This is a genomic window from Mycobacterium sp. 2-64 (genome assembly GCF_035918375.1).
GTDB lineage: Bacteria > Actinomycetota > Actinomycetes > Mycobacteriales > Mycobacteriaceae > Mycobacterium > Mycobacterium intracellulare.
Genome location: NZ_CP142361.1, coordinates 1,273,709 through 1,299,716, shown reverse-complemented (window position 1 = coordinate 1,299,716; position 26,008 = coordinate 1,273,709). Strand labels below are relative to the sequence as shown.

General features: G+C 68.1%; 25 protein-coding genes. 23 read left to right on the top strand and 2 right to left on the bottom strand.

All coding sequences use genetic code 11. The features are described from left to right. Positions 1–165: 165 nt before the first annotated feature. The 7 genes from QGN31_RS06200 (at position 166) to QGN31_RS06170 (ending at position 9,232) form a co-directional block, all read left to right on the top strand. Complete coding sequence (locus QGN31_RS06200; protein ID WP_009954271.1) at positions 166–1,542, top strand: FAD-dependent oxidoreductase; 1,377 nt, start codon at positions 166–168, stop codon at positions 1,540–1,542. Between the two features lie 47 nt (positions 1,543–1,589). Beyond that, positions 1,590–2,006, top strand: coding sequence for a pyridoxamine 5'-phosphate oxidase family protein (locus QGN31_RS06195; RefSeq protein ID WP_009954272.1), 417 nt, complete (start codon positions 1,590–1,592; stop codon positions 2,004–2,006). Between the two features lie 712 nt (positions 2,007–2,718). Further along, on the top strand, positions 2,719–5,049 hold the full coding sequence (locus QGN31_RS06190; RefSeq protein WP_009954273.1) for a nitric-oxide reductase large subunit: 2,331 nt from the start codon (positions 2,719–2,721) through the stop codon (positions 5,047–5,049). Between the two features lie 2 nt (positions 5,050–5,051). Next, complete coding sequence (locus tag QGN31_RS06185; RefSeq protein ID WP_014712156.1) at positions 5,052–5,678, top strand: hypothetical protein; 627 nt, start codon at positions 5,052–5,054, stop codon at positions 5,676–5,678. After that, the gene (locus QGN31_RS06180; RefSeq protein WP_009954275.1) at positions 5,675–6,472 is read left to right on the top strand and encodes a slipin family protein; all 798 of its coding nucleotides are present in this window, start codon (positions 5,675–5,677) and stop codon (positions 6,470–6,472) included. The genes QGN31_RS06185 and QGN31_RS06180 overlap by 4 nt, the downstream gene beginning before the upstream one ends. Positions 6,473–6,919: 447 nt before the next feature. Further along, the gene (locus QGN31_RS06175) at positions 6,920–8,095 is read left to right on the top strand and encodes a PPE family protein (protein ID WP_014380845.1); all 1,176 of its coding nucleotides are present in this window, start codon (positions 6,920–6,922) and stop codon (positions 8,093–8,095) included. Between the two features lie 48 nt (positions 8,096–8,143). Beyond that, complete coding sequence (locus QGN31_RS06170; protein WP_014942742.1) at positions 8,144–9,232, top strand: PPE family protein; 1,089 nt, start codon at positions 8,144–8,146, stop codon at positions 9,230–9,232. 6 nt (positions 9,233–9,238) lie between these two features. Here the strand turns inward: QGN31_RS06170 and QGN31_RS06165 are convergent, their stop codons facing one another. Then, positions 9,239–9,583 carry a hypothetical protein gene (locus QGN31_RS06165; RefSeq protein WP_009955097.1) on the bottom strand — a complete coding sequence of 115 codons (345 nt, stop codon included), beginning with the start codon at positions 9,581–9,583 and terminating at the stop codon, positions 9,239–9,241. 33 nt (positions 9,584–9,616) lie between these two features. On the opposite strand from QGN31_RS06165, the gene hisN reads away from it, so the two are divergent. From hisN to QGN31_RS06150, 3 genes are all read left to right on the top strand, one after another. Beyond that, positions 9,617–10,402 (top strand): histidinol-phosphatase, encoded by a 786-nt coding sequence (hisN, locus tag QGN31_RS06160; RefSeq protein ID WP_014380847.1) that lies wholly within the window; start codon positions 9,617–9,619, stop codon positions 10,400–10,402. Between the two features lie 80 nt (positions 10,403–10,482). Then, positions 10,483–11,880, top strand: coding sequence for an acyl-CoA dehydrogenase family protein (locus QGN31_RS06155; RefSeq protein WP_008259397.1), 1,398 nt, complete (start codon positions 10,483–10,485; stop codon positions 11,878–11,880). A gap of 32 nt (positions 11,881–11,912) precedes the next feature. Beyond that, a complete protein-coding gene (locus tag QGN31_RS06150; RefSeq protein WP_008259399.1) occupies positions 11,913–13,118 on the top strand; it encodes an acyl-CoA dehydrogenase family protein in 1,206 nt (401 codons plus the stop codon). Here QGN31_RS06150 and QGN31_RS06145 read toward each other — a convergent pair. Next, a complete protein-coding gene (locus tag QGN31_RS06145) occupies positions 13,111–13,968 on the bottom strand; it encodes an oxidoreductase (RefSeq protein ID WP_009955101.1) in 858 nt (285 codons plus the stop codon). The two genes, QGN31_RS06150 and QGN31_RS06145, sit on opposite strands and share 8 nt — an antisense overlap. Before the next feature lie 22 nt (positions 13,969–13,990). Here QGN31_RS06145 and QGN31_RS06140 point away from each other — a divergent pair, with 22 nt between their 5' ends. From QGN31_RS06140 to QGN31_RS06080, 13 genes are all read left to right on the top strand, one after another. Next, a complete protein-coding gene (locus QGN31_RS06140) occupies positions 13,991–14,989 on the top strand; it encodes an acrylyl-CoA reductase family protein (protein WP_009955102.1) in 999 nt (332 codons plus the stop codon). A gap of 22 nt (positions 14,990–15,011) precedes the next feature. After that, complete coding sequence (locus QGN31_RS06135) at positions 15,012–15,983, top strand: NADPH:quinone oxidoreductase family protein (protein WP_014383089.1); 972 nt, start codon at positions 15,012–15,014, stop codon at positions 15,981–15,983. 231 nt (positions 15,984–16,214) lie between these two features. After that, positions 16,215–17,309, top strand: coding sequence for a homogentisate 1,2-dioxygenase (locus tag QGN31_RS06130; RefSeq protein ID WP_009955104.1), 1,095 nt, complete (start codon positions 16,215–16,217; stop codon positions 17,307–17,309). Between the two features lie 28 nt (positions 17,310–17,337). Further along, positions 17,338–18,534 (top strand): alpha/beta hydrolase family protein, encoded by a 1,197-nt coding sequence (locus tag QGN31_RS06125; protein ID WP_009955106.1) that lies wholly within the window; start codon positions 17,338–17,340, stop codon positions 18,532–18,534. Then, on the top strand, positions 18,531–19,736 hold the full coding sequence (locus QGN31_RS06120; protein WP_014385570.1) for a CaiB/BaiF CoA transferase family protein: 1,206 nt from the start codon (positions 18,531–18,533) through the stop codon (positions 19,734–19,736). The genes QGN31_RS06125 and QGN31_RS06120 overlap by 4 nt, the downstream gene beginning before the upstream one ends. After that, the gene (locus QGN31_RS06115; protein ID WP_014383092.1) at positions 19,733–20,644 is read left to right on the top strand and encodes a hydroxymethylglutaryl-CoA lyase; all 912 of its coding nucleotides are present in this window, start codon (positions 19,733–19,735) and stop codon (positions 20,642–20,644) included. The genes QGN31_RS06120 and QGN31_RS06115 overlap by 4 nt, the downstream gene beginning before the upstream one ends. After that, positions 20,644–21,267: a TetR/AcrR family transcriptional regulator gene (locus QGN31_RS06110; protein WP_009955109.1), complete on the top strand. Its 624-nt coding sequence runs from the start codon at positions 20,644–20,646 to the stop codon at positions 21,265–21,267. Before QGN31_RS06115 ends, QGN31_RS06110 begins: the two co-directional genes overlap by 1 nt. Before the next feature lie 10 nt (positions 21,268–21,277). Further along, positions 21,278–22,516, top strand: a complete 1,239-nt coding sequence (locus QGN31_RS06105; protein ID WP_009955110.1) for an acyl-CoA dehydrogenase family protein — start codon at positions 21,278–21,280, stop codon at positions 22,514–22,516. After that, positions 22,513–23,901, top strand: a complete 1,389-nt coding sequence (locus QGN31_RS06100) for a phosphotransferase family protein (protein ID WP_014380850.1) — start codon at positions 22,513–22,515, stop codon at positions 23,899–23,901. The genes QGN31_RS06105 and QGN31_RS06100 overlap by 4 nt, the downstream gene beginning before the upstream one ends. A gap of 11 nt (positions 23,902–23,912) precedes the next feature. After that, positions 23,913–24,326 (top strand): nuclear transport factor 2 family protein, encoded by a 414-nt coding sequence (locus tag QGN31_RS06095; RefSeq protein ID WP_014942744.1) that lies wholly within the window; start codon positions 23,913–23,915, stop codon positions 24,324–24,326. A gap of 32 nt (positions 24,327–24,358) precedes the next feature. Further along, positions 24,359–24,895 (top strand): YceI family protein, encoded by a 537-nt coding sequence (locus QGN31_RS06090; protein WP_193375514.1) that lies wholly within the window; start codon positions 24,359–24,361, stop codon positions 24,893–24,895. A gap of 54 nt (positions 24,896–24,949) precedes the next feature. After that, positions 24,950–25,363 (top strand): Rv3143 family two-component system response regulator, encoded by a 414-nt coding sequence (locus tag QGN31_RS06085; protein ID WP_008259435.1) that lies wholly within the window; start codon positions 24,950–24,952, stop codon positions 25,361–25,363. A 266-nt stretch (positions 25,364–25,629) separates the two neighbouring features. Continuing rightward, positions 25,630–26,007, top strand: coding sequence for an NADH-quinone oxidoreductase subunit A (locus QGN31_RS06080; protein ID WP_008259436.1), 378 nt, complete (start codon positions 25,630–25,632; stop codon positions 26,005–26,007). Position 26,008: the final 1 nt, after the last annotated feature.

Genomic DNA, 26,008 nt, shown 5'->3' with positions numbered 1-26,008 from the left:
CAACGTTACCGGGGGCCGCCAGCCTGCCCGGCCACCGGCGAGTGCTGAGGTCACGACCAGCGGTCATGCGTTTAGAGTCGAGGCACGATCATGTGCGCCCCGCGTTGCGCGCCGGCCTATTTTGGAAGCCCCCGGCGCTGACGTGGCCCGAATAGAAGGTCGAGAATGCGCCCGTACCACGTTGCAATCGTCGGCTCCGGACCGTCGGGGTTCTTCGCCGCGTCCTCCTTGCTGAAGGCGGCCGACGCGTCGCAGGACATCGATGTCGCCGTTGACATGCTGGAGATGCTCCCCACCCCGTGGGGGCTGGTGCGCTCCGGCGTCGCGCCCGATCATCCGAAGATCAAGTCGATCAGCAAGCAATTCGAGAAGACGGCCCAAGATCCGCGGTTCCGTTTCTTCGGCAACGTCTCGGTCGGCGAGCACGTGCAAGCCAGTGAGCTCGCCGAGCGTTACGACGCCGTCATCTATGCCGTCGGTGCCCAGTCCGACCGCGCGCTGAACATCCCCGGCGAGGAGTTGCCGGGCAGCATCGCCGCCGTCGATTTCGTGGGCTGGTACAACGCGCATCCCAACTTCGAGGAGGCCACGCCCGACCTGTCGGGCGCGCGCGCCGTGGTCGTCGGCAACGGCAACGTCGCCCTCGACGTCGCGCGCATCCTGGTCACCGATCCCGACGTGCTGGGCCAGACCGACATCGCCGACCACGCGCTGGAGTCGTTGCGGCCGTGCGGGGTCGACGAAGTGGTGGTCATCGGCCGGCGCGGGCCCCTGCAGACCGCGTTCACCACGCTCGAACTTCGCGAGCTGGGCGATCTGGAGAACGTCGACGTGATCGTCGACCCGGCGCAGCTCGAGGGCGTGAGCGACGAGGACGCCGCCGCGGCCGGCAAGACGGCCAAGCAGAACATCAACGTGCTGCGTGATTACGCGAAGCGCTCCCCGCGCCCGGGGCATCGCCGGATCGTGTTGCGCTTCATGACCTCGCCGATCGAGATCAAGGGCGAGGGCCGGGTGGAGCGGATTGTGCTCGGCCGCAACGAGCTCGTCACCGACGCCAACGGGCGGGTCTCCGCCAACGACACCGGCGAGCGCGAGGAGCTGCCGGTGCAGCTGGTGGTGCGCTCGGTCGGTTACCGCGGCGTGCCCACGCCGGGGCTACCGTTCGACGAGAAGACCGCGACGATCCCCAATAGTGGGGGCCGGGTCGACGGGAGCCGCAACGAATACGTGGTCGGGTGGATCAAGCGCGGGCCGACCGGCGTCATCGGCACCAACAAGAAGGACTCCCAGGACACCGTGGACACGCTGCTCGCCGACCTGGCCAGCGCCGCCCGCCCCGATGGTGGCGGCCTGGCGGATTTCCCGGACGACCACGCCGATCAGCTGGCCGAATGGCTGGCCTCGCGCCAGCCCAAACTGGTCACCTCGGCGCATTGGGAGCTCATCGACGCCCACGAGCGGGCGGCCGGCGAGCCGCACGGGCGCCCCCGGGTCAAGCTGCCGAGCTTGGCCAAGTTGCTTCGGGTCAGCCACGGCTAGATCGCCGGCCCTACTCAACGCCGGCGATTCTCCGTAGCGTTGGGGTCGTGCGTAGCGACGAACCGGTGAGCGTACTCACCGAGGACGAGAACTGGAATCGGTTGGGCAGTGTCACGCTGGGCCGGCTGGTCACCAACTTCGCCGGTGAGCCCGAGATCTTTCCGGTCAACTTCGTGGCGCAGGACCGCACCGTGCTGTTCCGCACCGCCGAGGGCACCAAACTGTTCTCGGCCGTGGCGAACCACGCGGTGGTCTTCGAGGTGGACGACCACAACCTCGTCGAAGGCTGGAGCGTCATCGTCCGCGGTCGCGCCCGGCTGCTGAAAACCGACGCGGACATTGCACACGCAGACCGCGCGCAGTTACTGCCGTGGACCGCCATGCGCAAGCCGCACTATGTGCGGATCACCCCGACCGAGGTCACCGGTCGTCATTTCCGGTTCGGCCCGGAGCCCGATTCATAGGTTGCCACAGCGGATCGCGAGCACGGAGTGCCTGCTCCGCGTGCGCGTCGGGATACAACCGCATCCACCGTGCGAGTCGGCGATCCAATTGCGCGGGCGCCGTGAAGTTTCCGAGCGCAGCATCGCGCGAGATCGACACCGCTCGCAGTGTGGCTCCGCGCAGCCTCGCTTCCTCGAAAGCGTGCCGCAGCACCGTGCCGTTGTCCACCTCGGCGACGACGGTGCCGACCTGCGCGAGCCTTCGGCTGGTCGACCGATGGATCACGGCGACCGGGAATAGGGCCGCGCGGACCAACGAGAACGCAACCGATCAGCTTGAAAACCGTTTTGCCCCAGAGGATGTCCGCTTCCACCTTGCGCGGTTCGCCGGCCGCGTCGACGGCCGATGGGCGTCGGCAAGCGCGGCGCGCGCGACGGCGAGTCGGGTAATCCGTCGATTCCCACGACAATCGCCGGAGCCGAATACATTTTGCTCATCGCGACTTCCTTCGTTGAGCGGTGCGTTCTCAGGCTATTGGCCGTAAAGCGCTCTCCCCCAAGGAGATCGGTCTCGAATTTGGCGCCATTGGAACCGACTGGCCGCGAAACGCTGCGAATTCACTGTTGCCATCGCGATGCCGGCAACCGAATACTGGGTGCGGACGAAAACCGGGTTTGTTTGACATGCGAGACAGCGGCACCACAGCCACCACCTAGACGGGAGACCTCGCGCATGACCGCTCAACCGACCTCCGCCCAACAGTCATCGTCACAGCCGCTGGTCGGCAAAGGCTGGGTCCAGGGTGTCGCCCTCGTCATGATCTTCGGCTTCCTGGTGATGGGCATTCTGGCCTACCGCACCTATTCGGCGTCGATGCCGATGCCGGACAAGGTCGTCAGCGAATCCGGTCAGCTGCTGTTCACCGGCGAGGACATCACCCGCGGACAGGAGCTCTACCAGGCGCGCGGCCTGATGGAATACGGCTCGGTGCTCGGTCATGGCGCCTACCTGGGACCCGACTACACCGCCGAATACCTGCGCGCGGCAACGCAGGACGTCGCCGATCAGCTGAGGGCGCAGGGTGTCAGCGAGCCGCGCGATCGGGTGGTCACCGAATTCCGCACCAACCGCTACAACCCGGCGACCAAGACGTTGGTGTTCACCGATCGGCAGGCCGCGGCGTTCGACCACATCCAGAACCGGTACGCGGCCTACTTCGGGGAGAATTCGACGAAATACGGTCTGCTGCCCCACATGATCACCGACCGGGCGCAAATCCGTGAACTGACCGGGTTCTTCGCCTGGACGGCATGGGCGGCGGCGGCCGAACGCCCCGGGCACCGGTACACCTACACCAACAACTGGCCCGCCGAGCCGCGAGTCGACAACGGCCCCACCGCTCCGGTGATCGTCTGGTCGGCGCTGTCGCTGATCGCCCTGCTGGGCGGCATCGGCATCATGTTCGCGGTCTACGGCCGCTGGAGCCAGAAGGTCGGCTGGCACAGCGCCGAGTCGTCCACCCTGTCCTTCCGCCAACCCGGCGAGGTGAGCCTGACGCCCGCGCAACGAGCCTGCATCTGGTTCTTCGCCATCGTCTCGGTGCTGTTCCTGGCGCAGACGCTGCTGGGCGCGGCCGCTGAGCACTACCGGGCCGACCTGTCGAACTTCTTCGGCTTGGACCTGGCCCGCGTGCTGCCGTACAACCTCGCCCGCACCTGGCACCTGCAGCTCTCGCTGTTCTGGACGGCGGCGGCGTTTTTGGCCGGTGGCATCTTCTTGGTGCCGTTCATCGCGCGTCGCGAACCCAGGCGTCAGGCGTTGCTCGCCTACGTGTTGCTCGGGGCGGTCGCCGTGGTGGTGTTCGGCTCGCTGATCTGTGAAGCGCTGTCCATCTATGGCGTGATCCCCGCGGGCGGGCTGTTCTCCCAGCAGTGGGAGTACCTCGACCTGCCGCGGCTGTGGCAGGTCCTGCTGATCGTCGGCATGTTCTTGTGGATCGCCATCATCTGGCGCGGCATCCGCGGCAGGCTCAAGACCGAGTCGAAGATGAACATGCCCTGGCTGTTCTTCTTCTCCGGGCTGGCCATCCCGGCCTTCTACGCCGTCGGCCTGTTGGCCGGCAGCGACGCCCACTACACCGTCGCGGACTTCTGGAGGTTCTGGGTCGTGCACCTGTGGGTGGAGGACTTCCTGGAGTTGTTCACCACCGTGATGGTGGCCTACATGTTCGTTCTGCTCGGTGTGGTGCGCGAGCGGATCGCACTCGGCGTGATCTTCCTCGACGTCATCCTGTACTCGGCCGGCGGCGTCATCGGCACCATGCATCACCTGTACTTCTCCGGCACGCCGGTGGAGCACATGGCGCTGGGGGCGTTCTTCTCCGCCGCCGAAGTCATACCGCTGACCTTCCTGACCGTCGAGGCGTGGGCGTTCCTGCAACTCGGCGCGCGCCAGCAATCCGGCGACGCCAATCCCTTCCCGCATCGCTGGGCGGTGATGTTCCTGGTCGCGGTCGGATTCTGGAACTTCTTGGGGGCGGGCATCTTCGGGTTCCTGATCAACCTGCCCATCGTGTCCTACTACCAGATCGGCACCGCCCTGACGGCCAACCACGGGCACGCGGCGATGATGGGTGTTTACGGCATGCTCGCCGTCGGCCTGGCCATGTTCGCCTTCCGGTACGTGATCCCGGCCGACAAGTGGCCGGAGAAGCTGGCGCGGATCTCGTTCTGGTGCATGAACATCGGGCTGGCGTGGATGGTGTTCGCCACCCTGCTGCCGCTGGGCGTGCTGCAGCTCTACCATTCGGTCAACGACGGCTATTTCGAGGCGCGGTCGCTGGGCTACATCACCAAGCCGGGCAACGCGGTACTCGAATGGCTGCGGCTACCCGGAGACGTCATCCTGATCGTCGGCGGCGTGCTGCCGTTCGTCTGGATCGCCTGGATCGCGCTGCGCAATTTCCGGTCGGGCACGACGGCGCAGGAGCTGCCCGAAAGTCCGCTGTACACCCAGGCCGCGGTCGAGCCGGAGGCCGGCGCCGCGGTGCCGGCGAAGGATTGACGGTGACCGCGCCGGCGACCTCGGTGTGGTTGATCGCGGGGTACTCCCTGGCCCTGCTGGCCGTCGGGTGGAGTTTCGACGTCATGGCCCGACGGGCGTCGGCGCACGCGGCGCGCTGGCGCACAGGCCAATTCACCTACCGGCCCGACCATGACGCCTGGATATGTCCGCAGGACCACTGGCTGTGGCCGACGTCGTTCGATCCCAAGCACCGGGTCATGCGGTACCGCGCGCTGCCGGTGGTCTGCAACAGCTGCCCCGTCAAATCCGACTGCACCACATCGGAGCACGGTCGCGAGATCAGCCGCGAGATCGACCCGTGGCCGCATTCGGACGCCGGCCGGTTTCACCGCGGAATCGCCTGCTGCGTGGCGGCATTGGGCATCGTGTTGCCGCTGGCCACCTTGATCGCCAACCACTCGGCCGCGGACGCGCTGGTCCTGATGGCGACCGTGCTGCTGGTCGCACTGCTCGGAGCGCCGCTCGTCCGCCACCTGTGGAACACTCCGTCGAACGCGCCTGAACACCTGCCGCACCGCACCGCGATCGAGGATCAGGTGGCGGCGGCGATCGACCGCTACTCCACGCGCTGGGGCGGCTGGAAGCCCAAGGAGGACAACACGACATGACCACGCTGGTGATCGGCCTCATCGCCGCCGGAATCGTTGTGCTTGTGGTGCTCGCGACGTGGTCGCTGGTGGTGCTGCGCGAGTACGAACGCGGGGTGGTGTTCCGGATGGGGCATGTACGTCCGCTGTACGCCCCGGGGCTGCGGCTCCTCATTCCGCTTCTGGACAAGATGATTCGCGTCGACCAGCGCCTGGTCACGCTGACCATTCCGCCGCAGGAGGTGATCACCCGCGACAACGTGCCGGCCCGCGTCAACGCCGTCGTGATGTTCCAGGTGACCGATCCGCTGAAAGCGATTCTGGCGGTGGAGAATTACGCGGTCGCGACCTCGCAGATCGCCCAGACCACCCTGCGTTCGCTGCTGGGCCGGGCGGACCTGGACACGCTGCTCGCGCACCGCGAGGACCTCAACAGCGACCTGCGCACGATCATCGAGAAGCAGACCGAACCCTGGGGCGTCCAGGTCCGTGTCGTGGAGATCAAAGACGTCGAGATCCCCGAGTCGATGCAGCGAGCGATGGCGCGTGAGGCCGAGGCCGAACGCGAGCGCCGCGCCAAGGTCATCAACGCCCGCGGCGAGTTGCAGGCCTCGGAGGAGCTGCGCGAGGCCGCCGAGACCCTGTCGAAGAGCCCGGCCTCACTGCAGTTGCGTTACCTGCAGACGCTGCTGGAGCTGGGAGCCGATCAGAACTCGACCGTCGTCTTCCCGTTGCCGGTCGACATCATCACGCCGTTCCTCCGAAATCCCGAGATGCTACGGGGTGTGGTCGACAGCTTCAACCATCGCGGTTGACGGCGGGCCGACGCCGGGGTTAGCCCAAATATCAAGCGCGTCAATTACTTTCAATATTCGACACGCGTAGATCTAGAGGCCGCTTCGGTGAACAGAAGATGAACGATGGGCAAACGTAGTCTTAATTCTGCCTGGTCGGCGCCGTGAAATACACAAAACCCCGCACACGTCGGCCGCACCTGCGACCTTTGAAGGGCCCAAAAACCGAAGGTCTCCCGCGATGCCCTGTGCGCACGGTCCGCCAACTCGATAAGTACCGCGCTGCCCGCTAGGCAGGCGCGGAGCGATCGCGCCCGGCCGTCCCGTCCCCCGACGCGGGGGTGAGCTTTGCCGGCTTGTCATGCCGGCCTGGGATCGGCCCCACCAACTTTGATCAACGCCGTTGCGGCAAGCGCCGGCGCCAGTGGCGTCTGTCCGCAGACCGCACTTCGAGGGGATGTATCCACAATGGATTGGGCTTTTGTTCCACCAGAAATCAACTCCGCCCGGATGTATACGGGCCCCGGCATGGGCTCGCTGTTGGCCGCGGCGGGAAGCTGGGACGCGCTGTCGGCCGAGCTGAGTTCGGCCGCCGAGGGCTACGAATCGGCGCTCTCGGGCCTGGACCTGCAATGGCGCGGTCCCGCAGCGCAGGCGATGGCGTTCGCCGCCATCCGCTACGCCGAGTGGCTGCAGGTGACCGCCGAGCAGACCAGGCAGACGGCCATGCAGGCCCGGACGGCCGCGGCGGCCTATGAGCAGGCGTATGCGATGACGGTGCCCCCGCCCGTGATCACCGCCAACCGCACCCTGCTGGCGGCGCTGGTGGCGTCGAACATCGTCGGCCAGAACACCGCGGCCATCGCGGACACCGAGGCGCAGTACGCCGACTATTGGGCCCAGGACGCCGCCGCCATGTCCGCCTACTCCGTGTCCTCGGCGGCCGCGACCCAGTTGCCGCGGTTTGCGCCCGCGACCAACTCCACCAACGAGTCCGGGGTGAGCGCCCAGAAGGCCGCCGTGACCGCGGCCAACAGCAACGCCGCCGCCAACAAGGCCGTCACGCAGAGTTATTCACCGTTATCCACGCAGCAAACGGGCGACACCTACAACTACTACGGCGACATCTATGACTTGTCGGATACGACAGCGGCGGCCGGCGGCAAACCCTTCTTTGCGGCCCTCGACGCCATTCAGGGCACCGGCGTCGGCTTCAGCGCTCCCTACAACATGGAGCAGTTCGTATCCGGCATCATCGGGGCCGAGAACAATTTGGGTATTCTCGCTAAGCCCTTGGCCGCCGCCCCTGCTCTCGCGGCGCCCGCACTCAGCAGCACCACAACGAGTCTCGGCGGGGGTCTCGGCGCAGGCCTGGGCAACGTCACCGCAACCCTCTCGCACGCCGGATCGATCGGGCCGATGTCCGTGCCCGCAAGCTGGGCCGCGCCCACGAGCACCCATATCTCGCCGTTGGAGCCGGCCGGTTTCACCACGCTGCCGGGAACCGAGGAGCCGGTAGCGTCCGGTTACCCCGGCTACCCCGGCATGCCGGGCGGCGGCGCCTCGCGATCCGTCGGAGCGGGTGTCCCGCCCCGCTACGGCGTGCGGCTCACGGTGATGCCACGCCCTCCGGCCGCCGGGTGACGCACCGCCAACAGGGCCGCTGTACGCAGCTGATAGCGCTGTAAGACAATGGATTTCGGGTTTCTACCTCCAGAGGTGAACTCTGGCCGCATGTACGCGGGCCCCGGCTCGGGGTCGTTGTTGGCCGCCGCGGGAAGCTGGGACTCACTGGCGGCCGAGTTGAGCATCACGGCCGCCGTGTACGAATCGGTGCTGTCCGGCCTGACGGGCCTGTCCTGGTACGGGCCCGCCTCCCAGGCGATGGCGGCCAGCGCCGCCCCTTACGTGGGATGGCTGCACGCGACGGCCGAGCGCGCACAGCAGACGGGCATCCAAGCTCGGGCGGCGGCGGCAGCCTACGAGCTGGCGCGCGCCATGACCGTGCCCCCGCCCGCGGTCGCGGCCAACCGCACCCAATTGGCGACGCTGGTGGCAACGAACTTCTTCGGGCAGAACACCGCCGCGATCGCGGCGAACGAGGCCCAGTACGCCGAATACTGGGCCCAGGACGCCTCCGCGATGTACAGCTATTCCGCCAGTTCTGCTGCAACGGTGCAGTTTTCGCCGTTCTCTGCCCCGCGCGAAGCGACCACTCAGGATGGGGTGACAGCGCAGCAGGACGCCGTTACGCAAGCTACCGCCAATGCCGCGAACTCGAATGCGGGCCCGGGTTCGCAGCTGTTCGCGTTTTCCAGAAGGGACGGATTCGCGCGAATCCTGGACACCATCCAGGGCGCCCAGGTCGCGTTCCGATCAATCTTCACGGCGGAGGGGTTCAACGCGGGAATCATCCAGGCGGACAAGAACTTGGGCATTTTGCCGAACCTCGCGGCGGTCCCGGCCGCGCTCCCGAAGGCGCCCGCGCTGAGCGGCGCCGCGTCCGGTCTGGGGAACGTCAATGCGGTGCTGGCCCGCGCCGGCCGAATCGGCCCGATGTCGGTGCCCGCGGGTTGGGCCGCCGCGGCGGGTGACCCCGTCCCGGCGTTGCCCGGCGGCGGGTTGTCCGGGCTGCCGGCGACCGAGGCGCTCGCCCGCACCGGGCCCGCCGCCGCCGGCGTCCCCGGCATACCCGGAGGGACGGTTCGGCGGGCACCGCTTGTGGTGCCCCGCTACGGCGTTCGCATCACGGTCATGACGCGCCCGCCCGCGGCCGGCTGACGCGCCCTAGGACTGCGGCTCCTGCGGTGCGGGCGGAGTCGGCGGGGCGATTCTCCAGTTGTCCGGATTCTTGGGCGAATACAGCACCGGGAACAGTTGACCGATGGTCGGCCACTGATCCACGTCGACGGCCATGCGCTGATACACCGCATGTTCGTTGACCGAGGGGCCGTTGATCACTCCGGCGATGGTGACGAATTGCTCGCCGGTGGCATCGGGACGCGGGCTGACCCCGGTCACCAGCAGCGTGCCACTCAGCAGCTCACCGCGGGGACCGCGCGGGACGAACCGCTGGACCAGGAATACCGCCAGCACCGCGATCAGGAGGATCAGCAGTCCGAATTCCCACACCCCGCCATCGTAGGGCCGTGATAAGACTGCGTCATGAGTCGCACCGAGGATCTGGCGCTGGCACTGACGCTTGCCGACCGCGCAGACTCGTTGACGTCCTCCCGATTCGGTTCGCTGGACCTGCGCGTTGACACCAAACCGGATCTGACGCCGGTGACCGATGCCGACCGCGCGGTCGAAACCGAGCTGCGGGAGGCGCTCGCGCGCGAACGCCCGAAGGACAGCATCGTCGGCGAAGAATTCGGCGGAGACACGACCTTCACCGGGCGGCAGTGGATCATCGACCCGATCGACGGGACCAAGAACTTCGTCCGCGGGGTGCCGGTCTGGGCCAGCTTGATCGCGTTGCTGCACGACGGCGTCCCCGTCGTCGGCGTGGTGAGCGCCCCGGCGTTGCAGCGCCGGTGGTGGGCCGCGGACGGCCACGGCGCGTTCGTCGCCTTCAACGGCACACCACCCCGCCGGATATCGGTTTCCTCAGTGGCGCAACTGAATTCGGCCAGTCTGTCGTTCTCCAGTCTTTCCGGGTGGGCGCAGCTGGGCGTGCGGGACCGCTTCATCGCGCTGACCGATGCCGTGTGGCGGGTGCGCGCGTTCGGCGACTTCCTGTCCTATTGCCTGGTGGCCGAGGGGGCGGTCGACATCGCCGCCGAGCCGGAAGTGTCGGTATGGGATCTGGCCGCGCTGGACATCCTGGTGCGCGAAGCGGGCGGGACGCTGACGGCGCTCGACGGCACCGCGGGACCGCATCATGGCAGCGCCGTGGCCACCAACGGCCTGCTGCAGGGGCAGGTGCTCGGCAGCCTCACTGTGAATTAGTTAACAAGTGTTCTCTGTGATCTTACTCCGGAGTAAGATCGGCTGTATCCGCTTGCCCATCAACCTGAGGCCGCTGACCCATGACCGATACCGGTTCACCAAAAACAACCGCCCGCTCGCGCGTCAAACGGCGCGACCATAAGTCCGCGGTCGGGCTGCAACCGCACAAACGCACCGGCGTCGACATCGCCATCGCGCTCATCACCCCGCTCGTCGGCCAGGAGTTCCTGGACAAATACCAGCTGCGCGACCCGCTCAACCGCGCCCTGCGCTACGGCACCAAGACGATTTTCTCTACGGCCGCCACGACTTCTCGGCAGTTCAAGCGGGTCCAGAATCTGCGCACCGGGCCGACCCGGCTCAAGTCCAGCGGCAAGGACTATTTCGACCTGACGCCCGACGACGAGCAGAAGATGATCGTCGAGACCCTCGACGAATTCGCCGAGGAAGTGCTGCGCCCCGCGGCGCACGACGCCGACGAGGCGGCCACCTACCCGCAAGACCTGATCGCCAAGGCCGCCGAGCTGGGCATCACGGCGATCAACATTCCCGAGGATTTCGACGGCATCGCCGCGCACCGCTCCAGCGTGACCAACGTGCTGGTCGCCGAGGCGCTCGCCTACGGCGACATGGGCTTGGCGTTGCCGCTGCTCGCCCCGGGCGGCGTCGCCTCCGCGCTGACCCATTGGGGCAGCGCCGATCAGCAGGCGACCTACCTACCGGAATTCGCCGGCGAGAACGTGCCGCAGGCCTGCGTGGCCATCGCCGAGCCGCAACCGCTCTTCGACCCCACCCGGCTCAAGACGACCGCGGTGCGCACCCCGAGTGGCTACCGCCTCGACGGCGTGAAGTCATTGGTGCCGGCCGCGGCCGACGCCGAGCTTTTCATCGTCGGCGCCCAGCTCGACGGCAAACCGGCCTTGTTCATCGTCGAGTCGTCGGCGAAAGGCCTGACGGTAAAGGCCGATCCGAGCATGGGGCTGCGCGCGGCGGCCCTGGGCCACGTCGAGCTCTCCGGGGTGTCGGTGCCGCTGGGCGCGCGCCTCGGCGAGGACGACGCCTCGGATCAGGATTACTCCGAGGCCATCGCGCTGTCCCGGCTGGGCTGGGCGGCGCTGACGGTCGGCACGTCGCACGCGGTGCTCGACTACGTCGTCCCCTACGTGAAGGAACGCGAGGCCTTCGGTGAGCCGATCGCCCACCGCCAGGCAGTTGCCTTCATGTGCGCCAACATCGCCATCGAATTGGACGGGCTGCGGCTGATCACCTGGCGCGGCGCGGCGCGTGCCGAGCAGGGCCTGCCGTTCATCCGCGAAGCGGCGCTGGCCAAGCGGCTCGGCGCCGACAAGGGCATGCAGATCGGACTGGACGGCGTTCAGCTGCTCGGCGGCCACGGCTACACCAAGGAACACCCGGTCGAGCGGTGGTACCGCGACCTGCGGGCCATCGGCGTCGCCGAGGGTGTCGTCGTCATCTAAGTCGTTAACTCATTCGAGCTGAAAGTTCAATCATGGCAATCAATCTGGAACTGCCCCGCAAGATGCAAGCGGTCACGACCAAGACGCATCAGGGCGCCGCTGAGTTGATGCGGCCGATCGCCCGCAAGTACGACCTCAAGGAGCACGCGTACCCGGTCGAGCTCGACACCCTGTTCAGCCTCTTCGAAGGCGCTTCGGAGTCATTCGAATTCGCCGGAGCGAACGCGCTCGGCGGCGAGGACGAAGAGCGCGACAAGAACCACAACGGCGCCAACATGGCCGCGCTGCTCCAGACGCTGGAAGCCAGCTGGGGCGACCTCGCGATGATGCTGTCGGTCCCCTACCAGGGGCTGGGCAACGCCGCCATCTCCGCCGTCGCGAACGACGAGCAGCTGCAACGCCTCGGCAAGGTGTGGGCGGCGATGGCGATCACCGAACCCGGCTTCGGGTCGGACTCGGCGGCGGTCGCGACGACCGCCACCCTGGACGGCGACGAGTACGTGATCAACGGCGAGAAGATCTTCGTCACCGCCGGGTCGCGCGCCACGCACATCGTGGTGTGGGCGACCCTGGACAAGTCACAGGGCCGCGCGGCGATCAAGTCGTTCGTCGTGCCGCGCGAGCACCCCGGGGTCACGGTCGAACGGCTCGAGCACAAGCTGGGCATCAAGGGTTCCGATACCGCCGCCATCCGGTTCGACAACGTCCGCATCCCGAAGGAAAACCTGCTCGGCAACCCCGAAATCGAAGTCGGCAAGGGCTTTTCCGGTGTCATGGAGACCTTCGACAACACCCGGCCCATCGTCGCCGCCATGGCCGTCGGCGTGGGGCGCGCGGCGCTCGAGGAGATCCGCAAGATCCTGACCGAGGCCGGCGTGGAAATCTCTTATGACCGACCGGCGCACGTTCAGAGCGCGGCGGCCGCCGAGTTCTTGCGAATGGAAGCCGACTGGGAGGCCAGCTACCTGCTGTCGTTGCGGGCGGCCTGGCAGGCCGACAACAAGATCCCCAACTCCAAGGAGGCGTCGATGAGCAAGGCCAAGGCCGGCCGGATGGTCACCGACGTCACCCTGAAGTCCGTCGAATTGGCCGGCACCGCAGGGTATTCCGAGCAGACCCTGTTGGAGAAGTGGGCGCGCGACTCGAAGATCCTGGACATCTTCGAGGGCACCCAACAGATCCAGCAGCTGGTCGTCGCGCGCCGACTGCTGGGCCTGTCCTCGGCCGAGCTCAGGTAGCGACCGCGTTCAGCCGCTCGCGGTCGTCGTCGTCCAGTTCGATCGAGGCGACGTCGACGTTCTCCTCCAGGTGCCGCAGCGACGAGGTGCCGGGGATCAGCAGCACGTTGGGCGCCACGCCGAGCGTCCACGCCAGCGCGACCTGGGCCGGGGTGCGGCCGAGACGCTGCGCGATCCCCTGGACCAGCTGATGGCCGAGCACGGGGTTGGGACGCATGAACGCCGCGCCCAGCGGGAAGAAGGGGACGAACGCAATCCCCCGCGTCGTGCACTCGCCGAGCACCGCGGCCGACTCGCGGTGAATGAGATTGAATGCGTTTTGCACACAGGCGATTTCGGTGCGCTCGCACGCATGGGCCAGCTGCTCGCGGCTGACGTTGCTCAGTCCGATTGCGCCGATCAGCCCGGCGTCGCGCGCGGAGATCATGGCCGAGAGCTGGTCGTCGAACAGCTGATCGGGAGCCGAGCTGTCGAACACCCGCAGGTTGACCACGGCGAGCCGCTCGACGCCGAGAGTGCGCAGGTTCGTCTCGATGTCGCGGCGCAGCTCGGCCGGCTCGCCGGCCGGCAGCCAGGCCCCGTCGCCGTCGCGGCGCCCGCCGACCTTGCTGACCAGCGCCAGGTTTGGCGGATAGGGATGCAGCGCCTCGCGGATCAACTCGTTGGCAACGTCGGGCCCATAGATCTGGGCGGTGTCGATGTGGTCGACGCCGAGTTCGACCGCGCGCCGCAGTACGGCCAACGCCTCGTCGCGGTCGCGCGGCGGGCCGAACGCGTTCGGACCGGGCAGTTGCATGGCGCCGAAGCCCACGCGGTTGACCGAAAACCCACCGAGTGGAAAGGGATCCATACGGTGAGGTTAGCGTCGAAGCATGGACACGTTTCACGCGCTCGTCGCGCGCCAAGATGGTGACCGGATAACCGCGTCGGTCGAGACGCTTCGTCCCGACGACCTACCGCCCGGGGACGTGACGATCCGGGTGTTGTATTCGAGCGTCAACTACAAAGACGCGCTGGCGCTGACGCCCGGCGGCGGCGTGGTGCGCAACTATCCGGTGGTGCCCGGCATCGACCTGACCGGCGAGGTCGTGGAGTCCACCTCACCGGACTTCGCCGTCGGCGACGCGGTGCTGGCCCACGGCTATGCGATCGGCACCGGCCACCACGGCGGCTACGCCGAATACGCGCGGTTGCCGGCCGACCAGGTGGTGGCGCTCGGCGCGCTGAGCCCCCACGAGGGCGCGGCGATCGGAACCGCGGGCTTCACCGCGGCGATGAGCGTGCAGGCGCTGATCGACTGGGGCATCGCACCCGACGCCGGCGACATCGTCGTCACCGGCGCGACCGGCGGAGTCGGCTCGGTCAGCGTGGACCTGCTGGCGGCCGCCGGGTACCGGGTCGTCGCCTCGACCGGCAAGGCCGACGCCGCCGAGCGGCTGAAAACCCTTGGTGCCGCGGAGGTTATCGGTCGCCTGCCCGCCGATCCCGACGCCAAACCGCGACCGCTCGGCAAGGCCCGCTGGGCGGGCGGGGTGGATTGCGTGGGCGGGGCGACGCTCGCCGACGTGCTCAGCACCATCGACTACGGCGGCGCGGTGGCGGCCAGCGGTCTCACCGGCGGTCCCGCCCTGCACACCACGGTCATGCCGTTCATCCTGCGCGGTGTGGCGCTGCTGGGCATGGACTCGGTGCTGATGCCGATCGGGCCGCGGCGCGCGCTGTGGGCCCGGCTGGGTGATTCGTTGCGGCCGCGTCACCTGGACTCGCTGGTCAGCGACGTCGACGTGAAGGACGTCGTCGGCGTGATCGATCAGGTGCGCGCCGGCAAGTTCTCCGGCCGGGCCGTGGTGCGGGTCGCGGGCGGTTTTTGAGGCGGCAGTAGGCTCTGCTGGCATGCGCGCGGTACGGGTGACTCGGCTCGATGGTCCAGACTCGGTCGAGTTGGCCGACATCGACGAACCGACTGGTGACGGGGTCGTCGTCGACGTGCACGCCGCCGGGGTGGCGTTCCCGGACGCCCTGCTCACCCGCGGCCTGTACCAGTACCGCCCGCAATTGCCCTTTGTGCTGGGCGCCGAAATCGCCGGCGTGGTCCGGTCGGCGCCCGAGGGCGCGCACGTGGGTCCCGGCGACCGGGTCGTCGGCCTCACGATGCTGTCCGGCGGCATGGCCGAGGTCGCAATCTTGGCCCCGGACCGGGTGTTCAAGCTGCCCGACAACGTGAGCTTCGAGGCCGGCGCCGGCCTGCTGTTCAACGACCTGACGGTGTACTTCGCGCTCACCGTGCGGGGCCGGTTGCAGCGCGGCGAGACGGTGCTGGTCCACGGCGCGGCCGGCGGCATCGGCACCTCGGCGCTGCGGTTGGCGCCGGCGCTGGGCGCCTCGCGCACCATCGCCGTCGTCAGCACGCAGGACAAGGCCGACATCGCCACGGCCGCCGGCGCGACGGACGTGGTGCTGGCTGACGGGTTCAAGGACGCGGTCAAGGAGCTGACCCACGGCCGTGGCGTCGACATCGTTGTCGACCCGGTCGGCGGCGACCGGTTCACCGATTCCCTGCGCTCGCTCGCCCCCGGCGGACGACTGCTGGTCGTCGGATTCACCGGCGGTGAGATCCCCACCGTCAAGGTAAACCGATTGCTGCTCAACAACATTGACGTCGTCGGCGTGGGCTGGGGCGCGTGGGCGGGCACGCATCCGGGCGCGCTGGCCGAGCAATGGGCCGGCCTCGAACGTCTGCTCACCTCCGGGGAGCTGGCCCCGCCCGAGCCGGCCACCTACCCGCTGGACGAGGCCGCGGCCGCCGTCGCCTCACTCGAAAACCGCACCGCCAAGGGCAAGGTCGTGCTGCGCGTCCGGGGTTGACGGACGTATTTGTTGGCCGCCTCCCAGCGAGCGGGCGCGTTGCCATCGGAGTTGTCGCTGGGAGGTGGGCACCGAGCGGGTCCGGCCTGCCGGAGACGCCTGTGGCGACTGTGACTGACGCGAGACGACGACGGCCTGGCGCTCTTGCGGCCCTTGTGTCCGACCAAAACAAAAAGTAATGTCACTTTCAGTTTTGTGACCGCCGAGCTTGGCCGATCGGAGGAGCCGTCCATGGAATCCTTTGTGCACCTGCGGAAAGGGAAGACGCCACGCCGGCTTCATGCGGATCTTGACGGGCTCAAGGACGACGAGCTGGGCCGCGGCGGGTTCACCGGTCGCACCGCCAACCTCTACCGGCGCAACGATCCCACCGCCTACCGGTCGGTCGGCCCGCTGCGCCCCCTCGACGTGCTGTCCAGCGAGCTCAAGCCCGGCGACGCCACCGACGCGGGTGGCGGGCCGCTGCTGATGTTCAGCAACGACGACTGCCGAATTCTGTTGAGCCGTCGCCATGAGCCGATGCCGTTCTTCGCTCGTCACGTCGACGGCGACCTGCTGTGCTTCGTCCACCAAGGCACCGGTCTGGCCGAGACGGAGTTCGGGCCGCTGCGCTATCGGGAGGGCGATTGGCTGTACATCCCGAAGGCGTGCACCTGGCGCCAGCTGCCCGATACCGCGACGACGATGCTGATGATCGAGGCCCGCGACGAGTTTCGGATACCGCCCCCCGGCGCGCTCGGCCGCCACTTCCCCTTCGACCCGTCGCAGGTCGTCATCCCCGAGCCGGTCCCCGCCGACGACGACGCGTCCGGCGGCGAGTACGAGGTCCGGCTGATCCACGAGGGCGGACCGACAACGCTGTTCTACCAACACAATCCGCTCGACGTCGAGGGCTGGCGCGGCGATAACTTCGCGTTCACGTTCAACATCGCAGACTACAACGTGGTCACCTCCGACAGCGTCCACCTGCCGCCGACCGTGCACCTGTTCATGCAGGCCACCGGCGTCTACGTGATGAACTTCCTGCCCAAGCCCGCCGAGGGCGTCCCGGGCACCGAGCGCACACCGTGGTATCACCGCAACGTCGACTACGACGAGATCGCCTTCTTCCACGGCGGCTCGCTCTACGGCATCCCGATGCCGCCCGGTTTGATTTCGCATGCGCCGCAAGGGGTTCACCACGGCGCACCCGAAAAGGCGCGCGAACGGGCGCGCCGCAAGTTCGACGAATACTCCCGCGTCGACTGGCAGGTGATCGCCATCGACACCCGCCGCCGGCTGACCCCGTCGGCGGAAATACTCGCCCACGACCTAGGACAACATTGATGACCCGCGATGAGGAGGAGCGGCGCTAATGACGCACGCCGTGAAACCCAAGAAGCACGAGTACGATCGCATCCCCTATCTCGTTGCCTTCCAGAACAATTCCGGTGTCCGGGACGTCTACGGCGGCCTGGCCGAGATCACCGTGCTGGAAAGCTACCTGCTCAAGCCCAGGGACAATCCGTCGGACACCGTGCTGGTGTTCATGCACCCGATCGGCGGTGGCGCCTACCTGCCGATGATCAATGCCCTGGCCCGCGCCGGTCATCACGTCATCTACTGCAACAGCCGCTTCCGCGGCACCGACTCGGCGCTGCTGATGGAGAAGGTGGTCGAGGACCTCGGCGAGTGCATCAAGGACGCCAAGAAACGGCTGGGGTACTCCAAGGTGGTGCTGGCCGGATGGAGTGGCGGCGGTTCGCTGTCGGTGTTCTACCAGCAGCAGGCGCAGAATCCGACGATCACCTCCAGCCCGACCGGTGACGGCCCGGACCTGACCAAACTCGACCTGCCCGCCGCCGACGGCATCATGCTGCTGGCCGCGCACATCAGCCGTCACGGCACGCTGACCGAGTGGCTGGACGCATCGATCCTCGACGAATCCGACCCGACCAAGCGCGATCCCGAGCTTGACCTGTACAACCCCGACAACCCCAACCAGCCGCCTTACAGCCAAGAATTCCTGGCCCGGTACCGGCAGGCGCAGATCGACCGCAACCGCCGCATCACCGCGTGGGTCAAAGACAAGTTGGCCGAGCTGAGGGCCGCCGGCCGGCCGGACGACGAGTTCGGGTTCGTCGTGCACGGCACCATGGCCGACCCGCGATGGCTGGACCCGACCGTCGATCCCAACGAACGCGCCCCGGGGACGTGCTACCTGGGGGATCCTCAAGTGGTGAACATGAGCCCCGTCGGGTTGGCCCGGTTCTCCACGTTGCGCGGCTGGCTCTCGCAGTGGAGTTACGACGACGCCCGCGGCGACGCGGTGTCCTGCGGGCCCGATATCGCGATCCCGGCGCTGGTGATCGGTAACCTGGCCGACGACGCGTGCACACCCAGCCACACCCGCCGGCTTTTCGAAGCGATCGGGCACCCGGACAAGGAGATACACGAAATCCCCGGCGCCACACACTATTACGCGGGACCCGACCAGCGTGACGCGCTGCGCACGGCGGTCACCATCGTCACGGACTGGCTCGTCCGGCACGACTTCGCGAGCGCCGAGTGATTCCCACAGGTCCGCTGGACGGCGTCCGGGTGCTCGAACTGGGCACCCTGATCGCCGGCCCGTTCGCCGGGCGGCTGCTGGGCGACATGGGCGCCGACGTCATCAAGGTGGAACTTCCCAAGGCCCCGGACCCGTTGCGCACCTGGGGCCAGGCCGAAGTCGACGGGCAGCACGTCTTCTGGACGGTGCACGCGCGCAACAAACGAGCCATCACCCTCGACCTGCGCCACGCCCAGGGCCGCGAACTGTTCTGCGAGCTCGTCGAGAAATCCGACATCGTGGTGGAGAACTTCCGCCCGGGCACCCTGGAGAAGTGGAACCTGGGCTACGACGTGCTGTCCGAGCGCAACCCCGGCATCATCCTGGTGCGCGTCTCCGGTTACGGACAGACCGGACCCGACGCGTCCAAGGCCGGTTACGCGTCGGTCGCCGAGGCGGCGAGCGGACTGCGACACCTCAACGGTTTCCCGGGCGGCCCACCGCCCCGGCTGGCGCTCTCGCTCGGCGACAGCCTCGCGGGCATGTTCGGCGCCCAGGGAGCGCTGGCCGCGCTGTACCGCCGCAGCGTGACCGGGCGCGGCCAGGTGGTCGACGTCGCGCTCACCGAATCCTGTTTGGCCGTTCAGGAATCCACGATCCCCGACTACGACGTCGGCGGCGTGGTGCGCGGACCGTCGGGCACCCGGCTCGAGGGCATCGCCCCGTCCAACATCTACCGCAGCGCCGACGGCTCGTGGGTGGTGATCGCCGCCAACCAGGACACCGTCTTCGCCCGGCTGTGCAAGGCCATGGGGCGCCCGGAGCTGGCCACCGACGACCGGTTCGCCACGCACGTCGCGCGCGGCCGCAACCAGGACGAGCTCGACAACATCATCGGCTGCTGGGCGGCCGAACGCCAGCCGGGCGAGATCATCGAAACCCTTTCCGCCGCAGGGGTGATCGCGGGTCCCATCAACACGGTCGCCGAGGTCGTCAACGACCCGCAGCTGCGGGCCCGCGACATGCTGGTCGAGCACTACGACGAGCGGTTGCAGCGCAATGTGCTCGGACCCGGCATCGTTCCGGTGCTCTCGGAATCTCCGGGCCGGCTGCGCAACGCCGGCCCGGCGCGTCCGGGCGAACACAACGACGACGTCTACGTCGGGTTGCTGGGCAAGACCGCCGCGGAACTCGAGGAGCTGCGGGCCCAGGAGGTGCTATGACCACCCAGCATGTCCAGATTCGAGAAGTGGCCCTGCGCGATGGCCTGCAGATCGAGGCGCCAATCCCGTTGTCGGCCAAGCTCGAACTGCTGGCCGCGGTGGCGGCCACCGGCGTCCGCGAGGTGGAGGCCACCGCGTTCGTCTCCCCGACGAAGGTGCCGTCGATGGCCGACGCCGCCGAGCTCGCCGCCCACCTGCACGACTACCCCGACATCGAATTCTCCGCCCTGGTCGCCAGCCCCAACGGGGCCAGGCGGGCCGTCGCCGCGGGGCTACGCTCCATCGAGTACGTGGTGGCCGCCGACGACACCTTCAGCAAGGCCAACGTCGGGCGCACTAGCGCGGAGGCGACCAACCAAATCGACGAGATCGTCGCGATCGCGCACGACGGCCCCACCGGCGTCCCTGTTACCGTCGAGGTCGTCATCGCCACGGCGTGGGATTCGCCGTTCGAAGGCCCCACCCCGCCGCAGCGGGTGCTCGACATCGCCGCGGCCGCACGCGAGCGCGGCGCCGACCGGCTGTCGATCGCCGACACCATCGGCACCACCACCCCGGGCCGCGTGAGTTCGCTGATCGCGCAACTGCGTCCGGTCATCGGGGACATGCCGCTGGGCGGCCACTTCCACAACACCCGCGGCTCCGGACTGGCCAGCGCCTACGCCGCGGTCACCGCCGGGGTGACCCGGCTGGACGCCTCGGTCGGCGGGCTGGGCGGCTGCCCGTTCGCCCCCGGCGCCACGGGCAACATCGCCACCGAGGACCTGGTGTATCTGCTGCGCGACAGCGGTGTCGACGTCGACGTCGACCTGCAAGCCGCCATCGCCGCGGCCGCCGTGGCGAAGTCGTTGGTGGGCCACGATTTACCGAGCTCCCTGCTGCGCGCCGGCGACCGGATACAGAATTGATGTCCGCCCCGGAGGCAACCCGCGAGCTGACCGCCAAAGGCCGCCAAACCAGGCAGGCCATCGAGCAGGCCGCCCGTAAACTGTTCGCCGAACGGGGCTTTCACGGCACCACGGTGGCCGACATCACGTCGGCCGCCGGGAAATCGCCGGCGGTGTTCTACCGCTACTTCACCGACAAGGAAGACCTGCTGGCGGCGCTGGCGAAATCGTTCCTGCACGAGGTGGTGACCCCGTCGGGGGCCAGCGTTCACCTGCCCGACGCCCCCGACGACGACGCCTTTTTCACCTCGGTGGTCACCGGCTACTGGAACATGTTCAAGCAGAACATCGGGATCATGATCGCGGTGGCCCAGCTGGCCGCCACCCAGCGCCGGTTCGCCGCCGTGCAGAACGAATTCCGGCGATTGGGCATCGATCTCGTGGCGGCCTCGGTGCGCCGCGCCCAGGAGCAGGGCTACGGCGCCGAATTGAACCCCGAACACACCGCGGCGGCCATCGCGCTGCTGTTCGAGAACTTCACCACCGTGTTCGTCGGTCCCTCCAACCTGGGCATCAAGATCAGCGACAAGGACGCCATCGCCACGCTGTCGACGATCTGGAAGAGAACCCTGTACGGCGCATAAGGAGAAAACCATGGATTTCACGCTGCCCGAGCACCTTCCGGGTGTGCTCGCCGAGATGGACGAGTTCATCGAGACCGAGATCAAACCGCTGGAACGCGAGAACATCCAGTATTTCGACCAGCGCCGCGAGCACGCGCGCACCGATTGGGACAACGACGGCATTCCCACCCGCGAGTGGGAGGACCTGCTCGCCGAGATGCGCAGGCGCGCCGACAAGGCGGGCTGGCTGCGCTACGGCCTGCCGGCCTCGCTCGGCGGCCGCGACGGCAGCAACGTCGACATGGCCGTCATCCGGGAACACCTGGCGCGCAAGGGACTTGGCCTGCACAACGACCTGCAGAACGAGTCGTCGATCGTCGGGAACTTCCCGCAGGTGATCATGATGGAGCGCTTCGGCACCGACGAGCAACGCCGGGTGTGGTCGGAAGCGCTGATCACCGGGGAACGTTCGATGGCGTTCGGACTGACCGAGCCCAAGCACGGCTCGGATGCCACCTGGCTGGAAACACACGCCGAACGTGACGGCGACACCTGGGTGATCAACGGCTCCAAGCGGTTCAACACCGGCGTGCACCGCGCCACCCACGACCTGGTCTTCGCCCGCACCTCCGGGGAGCCCGGCGGCGCACGCGGAATCACCGCGTTTCTGGTGCCGACCGATACGCCGGGGTTCGACGTTCCGTACTACTGGTGGACGTTCAACATGCCCACCGACCACGGCGAGGTCGAGCTGACCGACGTTCGGGTGCCCGCGGACGCGGTGCTCGGCGAGGTGGATCGCGGCCTGGAGGTGGCGCAAACCTTCCTGCACGAGAACAGGATTCGGCAGGCGGCCAGCAGCCTGGGCGCCGCGCAATACTGCATCGACCGCGCCGCCGAATACGCCGGCGGCCGAACTGTGTTCGGCAAGCCGCTGTCGGTCAACCAGGCGGTGCAGTGGCCGCTGGCCGAGTTGCAGACCGAAGCACAGATGGTGCGCCTGCTGGTCCAATACGCCGCCTGGCATCTGGACCGCGACCACCACATGGAGGTCTCCGACAAGGTGTCGATGGCGAATTACCGCGCCAATCGCCTGGTCTGCGACGCCGCCGATCGCGCCATGCAGATCTTCGGCGGCCTCGGGTACAGCCGGCACGAGCCGTTCGAGCACATCTACCGACACCACCGTCGTTACCGGATCACCGAGGGCGCCGAAGAGATCCAGATTCGCCGGGTGGCGCAGCGGCTGTTCAACTTCGGCCGAAAATGATGCACGATGACGAGTCGGCCGAGCTGACCGCCAAACTCGCCGCCGTGCTCACGTCGGCCATCGGCACCGACACGGCGGTCGAGAACCTGCGCGCGCTAACCGGCGGCGCCAGCAGAACCACCTGGGCGTTCGAGGCCGTGACCGGCGCGCAACGCCGCTCGCTGATCCTGCGCACCGGTCCGCCCGACGACGTGCATGCCGGCATGGAACTCGAGGCCCGGTCCCAGGCCGCCGCCGCGGCCGCCGGAGCTCCGGTCCCCCACGTCCTGATCGCCGACGATTCGCCTGCGGCACTGGGTAATCCGTTTCTGATCTGCGATGAGATCAAGGGCGAGACCATCGTGCGGCGCATCCAACGCCGGCTCGACTCCGGTGACGGGCACGCCGGCCGCGCCCGATTGCTGCAGCAGTGCGCGCAGGCGGCGGCCGCCATTCACCGCGCCGACCCACACGGCCCGGGCCTGGCCCACGAGGACCAGCTCGACGAATGGCGCCGGCGCCTTGACGACATGGGCGACACCACCGCCACCTTCGAATGGGGGTTTCGCTGGCTGGCCGCAAACCGGCCCGACCCGACGCCGGCGGTGCTGGTGCACGGCGACTTCCGGATGGGCAACCTCATCGTCGACGGATCCGACCTTGCCGCCGTGCTGGATTGGGAACTGGTGCACGTCGGCCAGGCGTACGAAGACCTGGCGTGGTTCTGCATTAGGGCCTGGCGATTCGGCGCCCCGGCCAGCCTGGGCGCCGGCGGCCTCGGCAGCATCGAGAGCTTCCTGCGGGCCTACGAGCAGGCCGGCGCGACTACCGTCGACCGGGTGGCGTTTCACTGGTGGCTGGTGCTGGCCACGCTGCGCTGGGGTGTCATCTGCCGATTCCAGGCGGAACGGCATCTGAGCGGTCAGCACCGCTCGGTCGAGCTGGCCACCATCGGGCGCCGCGTCTGCGAGACCGAGTGGGACCTGCTCAACCTGCTCGCGCCCGCCGACGATGGGCGCCGCGCGGCGGCGCGAGGAGGAGGCGGGCAATCGGGGCCGGGCGGCCCCGTGAGCGGTGCGTACGGCCGCCCGCGGGCGGCCGAACTCGTGGCCGCGGTGGCCGAATTCCTGGAGACCGACGTCCGGGCCGCGACCGACGGCCAGGTCAACTTTCACGCCAGGGTGGCGGCCAACGCCCTGCGCATCGTCGAGCGCGAACTGCTCGACGACAGCGGGGCCGAATCCCGTGCGGCGCTGGCCGGCCTGGGTGTCGCCGACGAGGACCAGCTGGCCGCCGCGATCCGGTCCGGCGAGATGGACGACCGGGCGGCCGACGTCACGGCCTGTCTGCGCACCCTGGTACGGCGCCGGCTCGCCGTCGCCCACCCCGGATACGACAGCGAATAGGAGCCACCGCCATGCCCGCGTCCCGCGCAGAAACGGTCATCGGGGCCGCCGACCGCCTGTTCACGGCGATCGAGCGAGGCGATGTCGCGGCGGTCGGCGCGATGTGGAGCGACGACATCGCGGTATGGCGCGTCGGCTCGCGCCGCGACCCCCTCAAAACGGACGACAAGGCCCGCGCGATGCGGGTCATCGAGTGGTTCATCGGCGCGACCACGCAGCGCCGCTACGAAATTCTCGACCGGCAGCTCTTCGACGACGGGTCCGCTCAGGGCTTCGTCCAGCAGCACGTCCTGCACGCGACCGGGCATGCGGGGCAATCGATCTCGCTGCGCGTGTGCATCGTGATCCGGGTGGGCACCGACGGCCGGATCGAGCGCATCGACGAATATTTCGACCCCGCCGGGATCGCGCCGTTGCTGGATTGAGACTAGATTCGCCACCAGACATGGGGGTGACGATGACGACTTTGGAGACACTGCTTCACGATCCCGACCTCGCCGGCGGGTGGAACCTGGTCCCGGATCGCTCGGCCATCACGTTCAAGGTCCGCAACATGTGGGGGCTCGTCAACGTCAAGGGCCGCTTCACCGACTTCACCGGCGACGGCCAACTGACCGGCAAGGGAGCGGTTTTCGGGCGCGTCGACATCCGGGCCGCCTCGCTGGACACCGGGATCGGCCGCCGCGACAAACACCTGCGCTCGGCGGACTTCTTCGACGTGGACCGCTTTCCCGAGATCGGCGTCGTCGTCACCGCGCTGCGCCCCACGACGGGCAAGGCCGCCGACGTTCGGGCCAACTTCACCATCAAGGGCATCACCGCGGAGCTGCCGCTGCCCGTCACGATCTCCGAACTCGACGACGGCTCGGTCCGCGTCGCCGGCGAGACCACGCTCGATCGTGCCCGGTTCGACCTGGGTTGGAACCGGCTCGGCATGATCGGCCCGACGGTGACCGCGGCGGCGGAAGCGATCTTCGTGCGCGAATCGCGATGAGATTTCTGCGGGCACCGGCGATAAGCCCGCAGCGACCCCAGTAGCATCTGCACCGTGTCCGACAGCCTCCCCCAATCCAGCGTCGCCCTGCGGATCCTCGTCTACAGCAGCAACGCCCAAACCCGCGAACGGGTGATGCGCGCGCTCGGCAAGCAGCTGCACCCGGATTTGCCCGAGTTGAGCTATGTCGAGGTGGCGACCGGTCCGATGGTGGTGCGGACGATGGACGAGGGCGGCATCGACTTGGCCATCCTGGACGGCGAGGCCACCCCGACGGGCGGCATGGGAATCGCGAAACAGCTCAAAGACGAACTCGAGACCTGCCCACCGCTGGTGGTGCTCACCGGGCGTCCCGACGACGCGTGGCTGGCATCCTGGTCGCGCGCCGAGGGTGCGGTGCCACATCCCATCGACCCCATCCTGCTGGGCCGCACGGTCCTCAATTTGCTGCGAACCCCGGTTCGCTGACCTTCTCCTCGCCGCGGCCATGCCGCGGCTTTTGCCTTCCGCTGACCGCCTGCGGCGGTTCTGACCACCGGCGCCGGTCCGAGTTCGCGCAGCACAGCACGCGTGCGGCCCCCCAATAGTGCAAAACGCCCACCCCGGGCAAGCGCACCGCGCGCCGCGACGCTATGTTGAAGATCACTGTGACGGGCTTCAGACCCAGTTCGTCACAGCAGCCCGGTTACCGCCTGGCCGCTGCAGGCGGCTCGTACGACGGATCATGGAGCGAATTGAACGTCTACATACCCATCCTGGTGCTCGGTGCGATCGCCGCGGCCTTTGCCGTGGGCTCGGTGGTGATCGCGAGCCTGGCGGGTCCGTCACGGTTCAACAAGTCGAAGATGGCGGCCTACGAGTGTGGGATCGAGCCCACCGAGACCTCGGTGAGCGGGCCGCATGCGACGGCAGGACAGCGGTTTCCGGTGAAGTACTACCTGACCGCGATGCTGTTCATCGTCTTCGACATCGAAATCGTGTTCCTGTATCCGTGGGCGGTCAGCTATGACGCGTTGGGCACGTTTGCTCTGGTCGAAATGGTCGTGTTCATGCTCACGGTCTTCGTGGCCTACGCGTACGTGTGGCGCCGCGGCGGCCTGACGTGGGATTGAG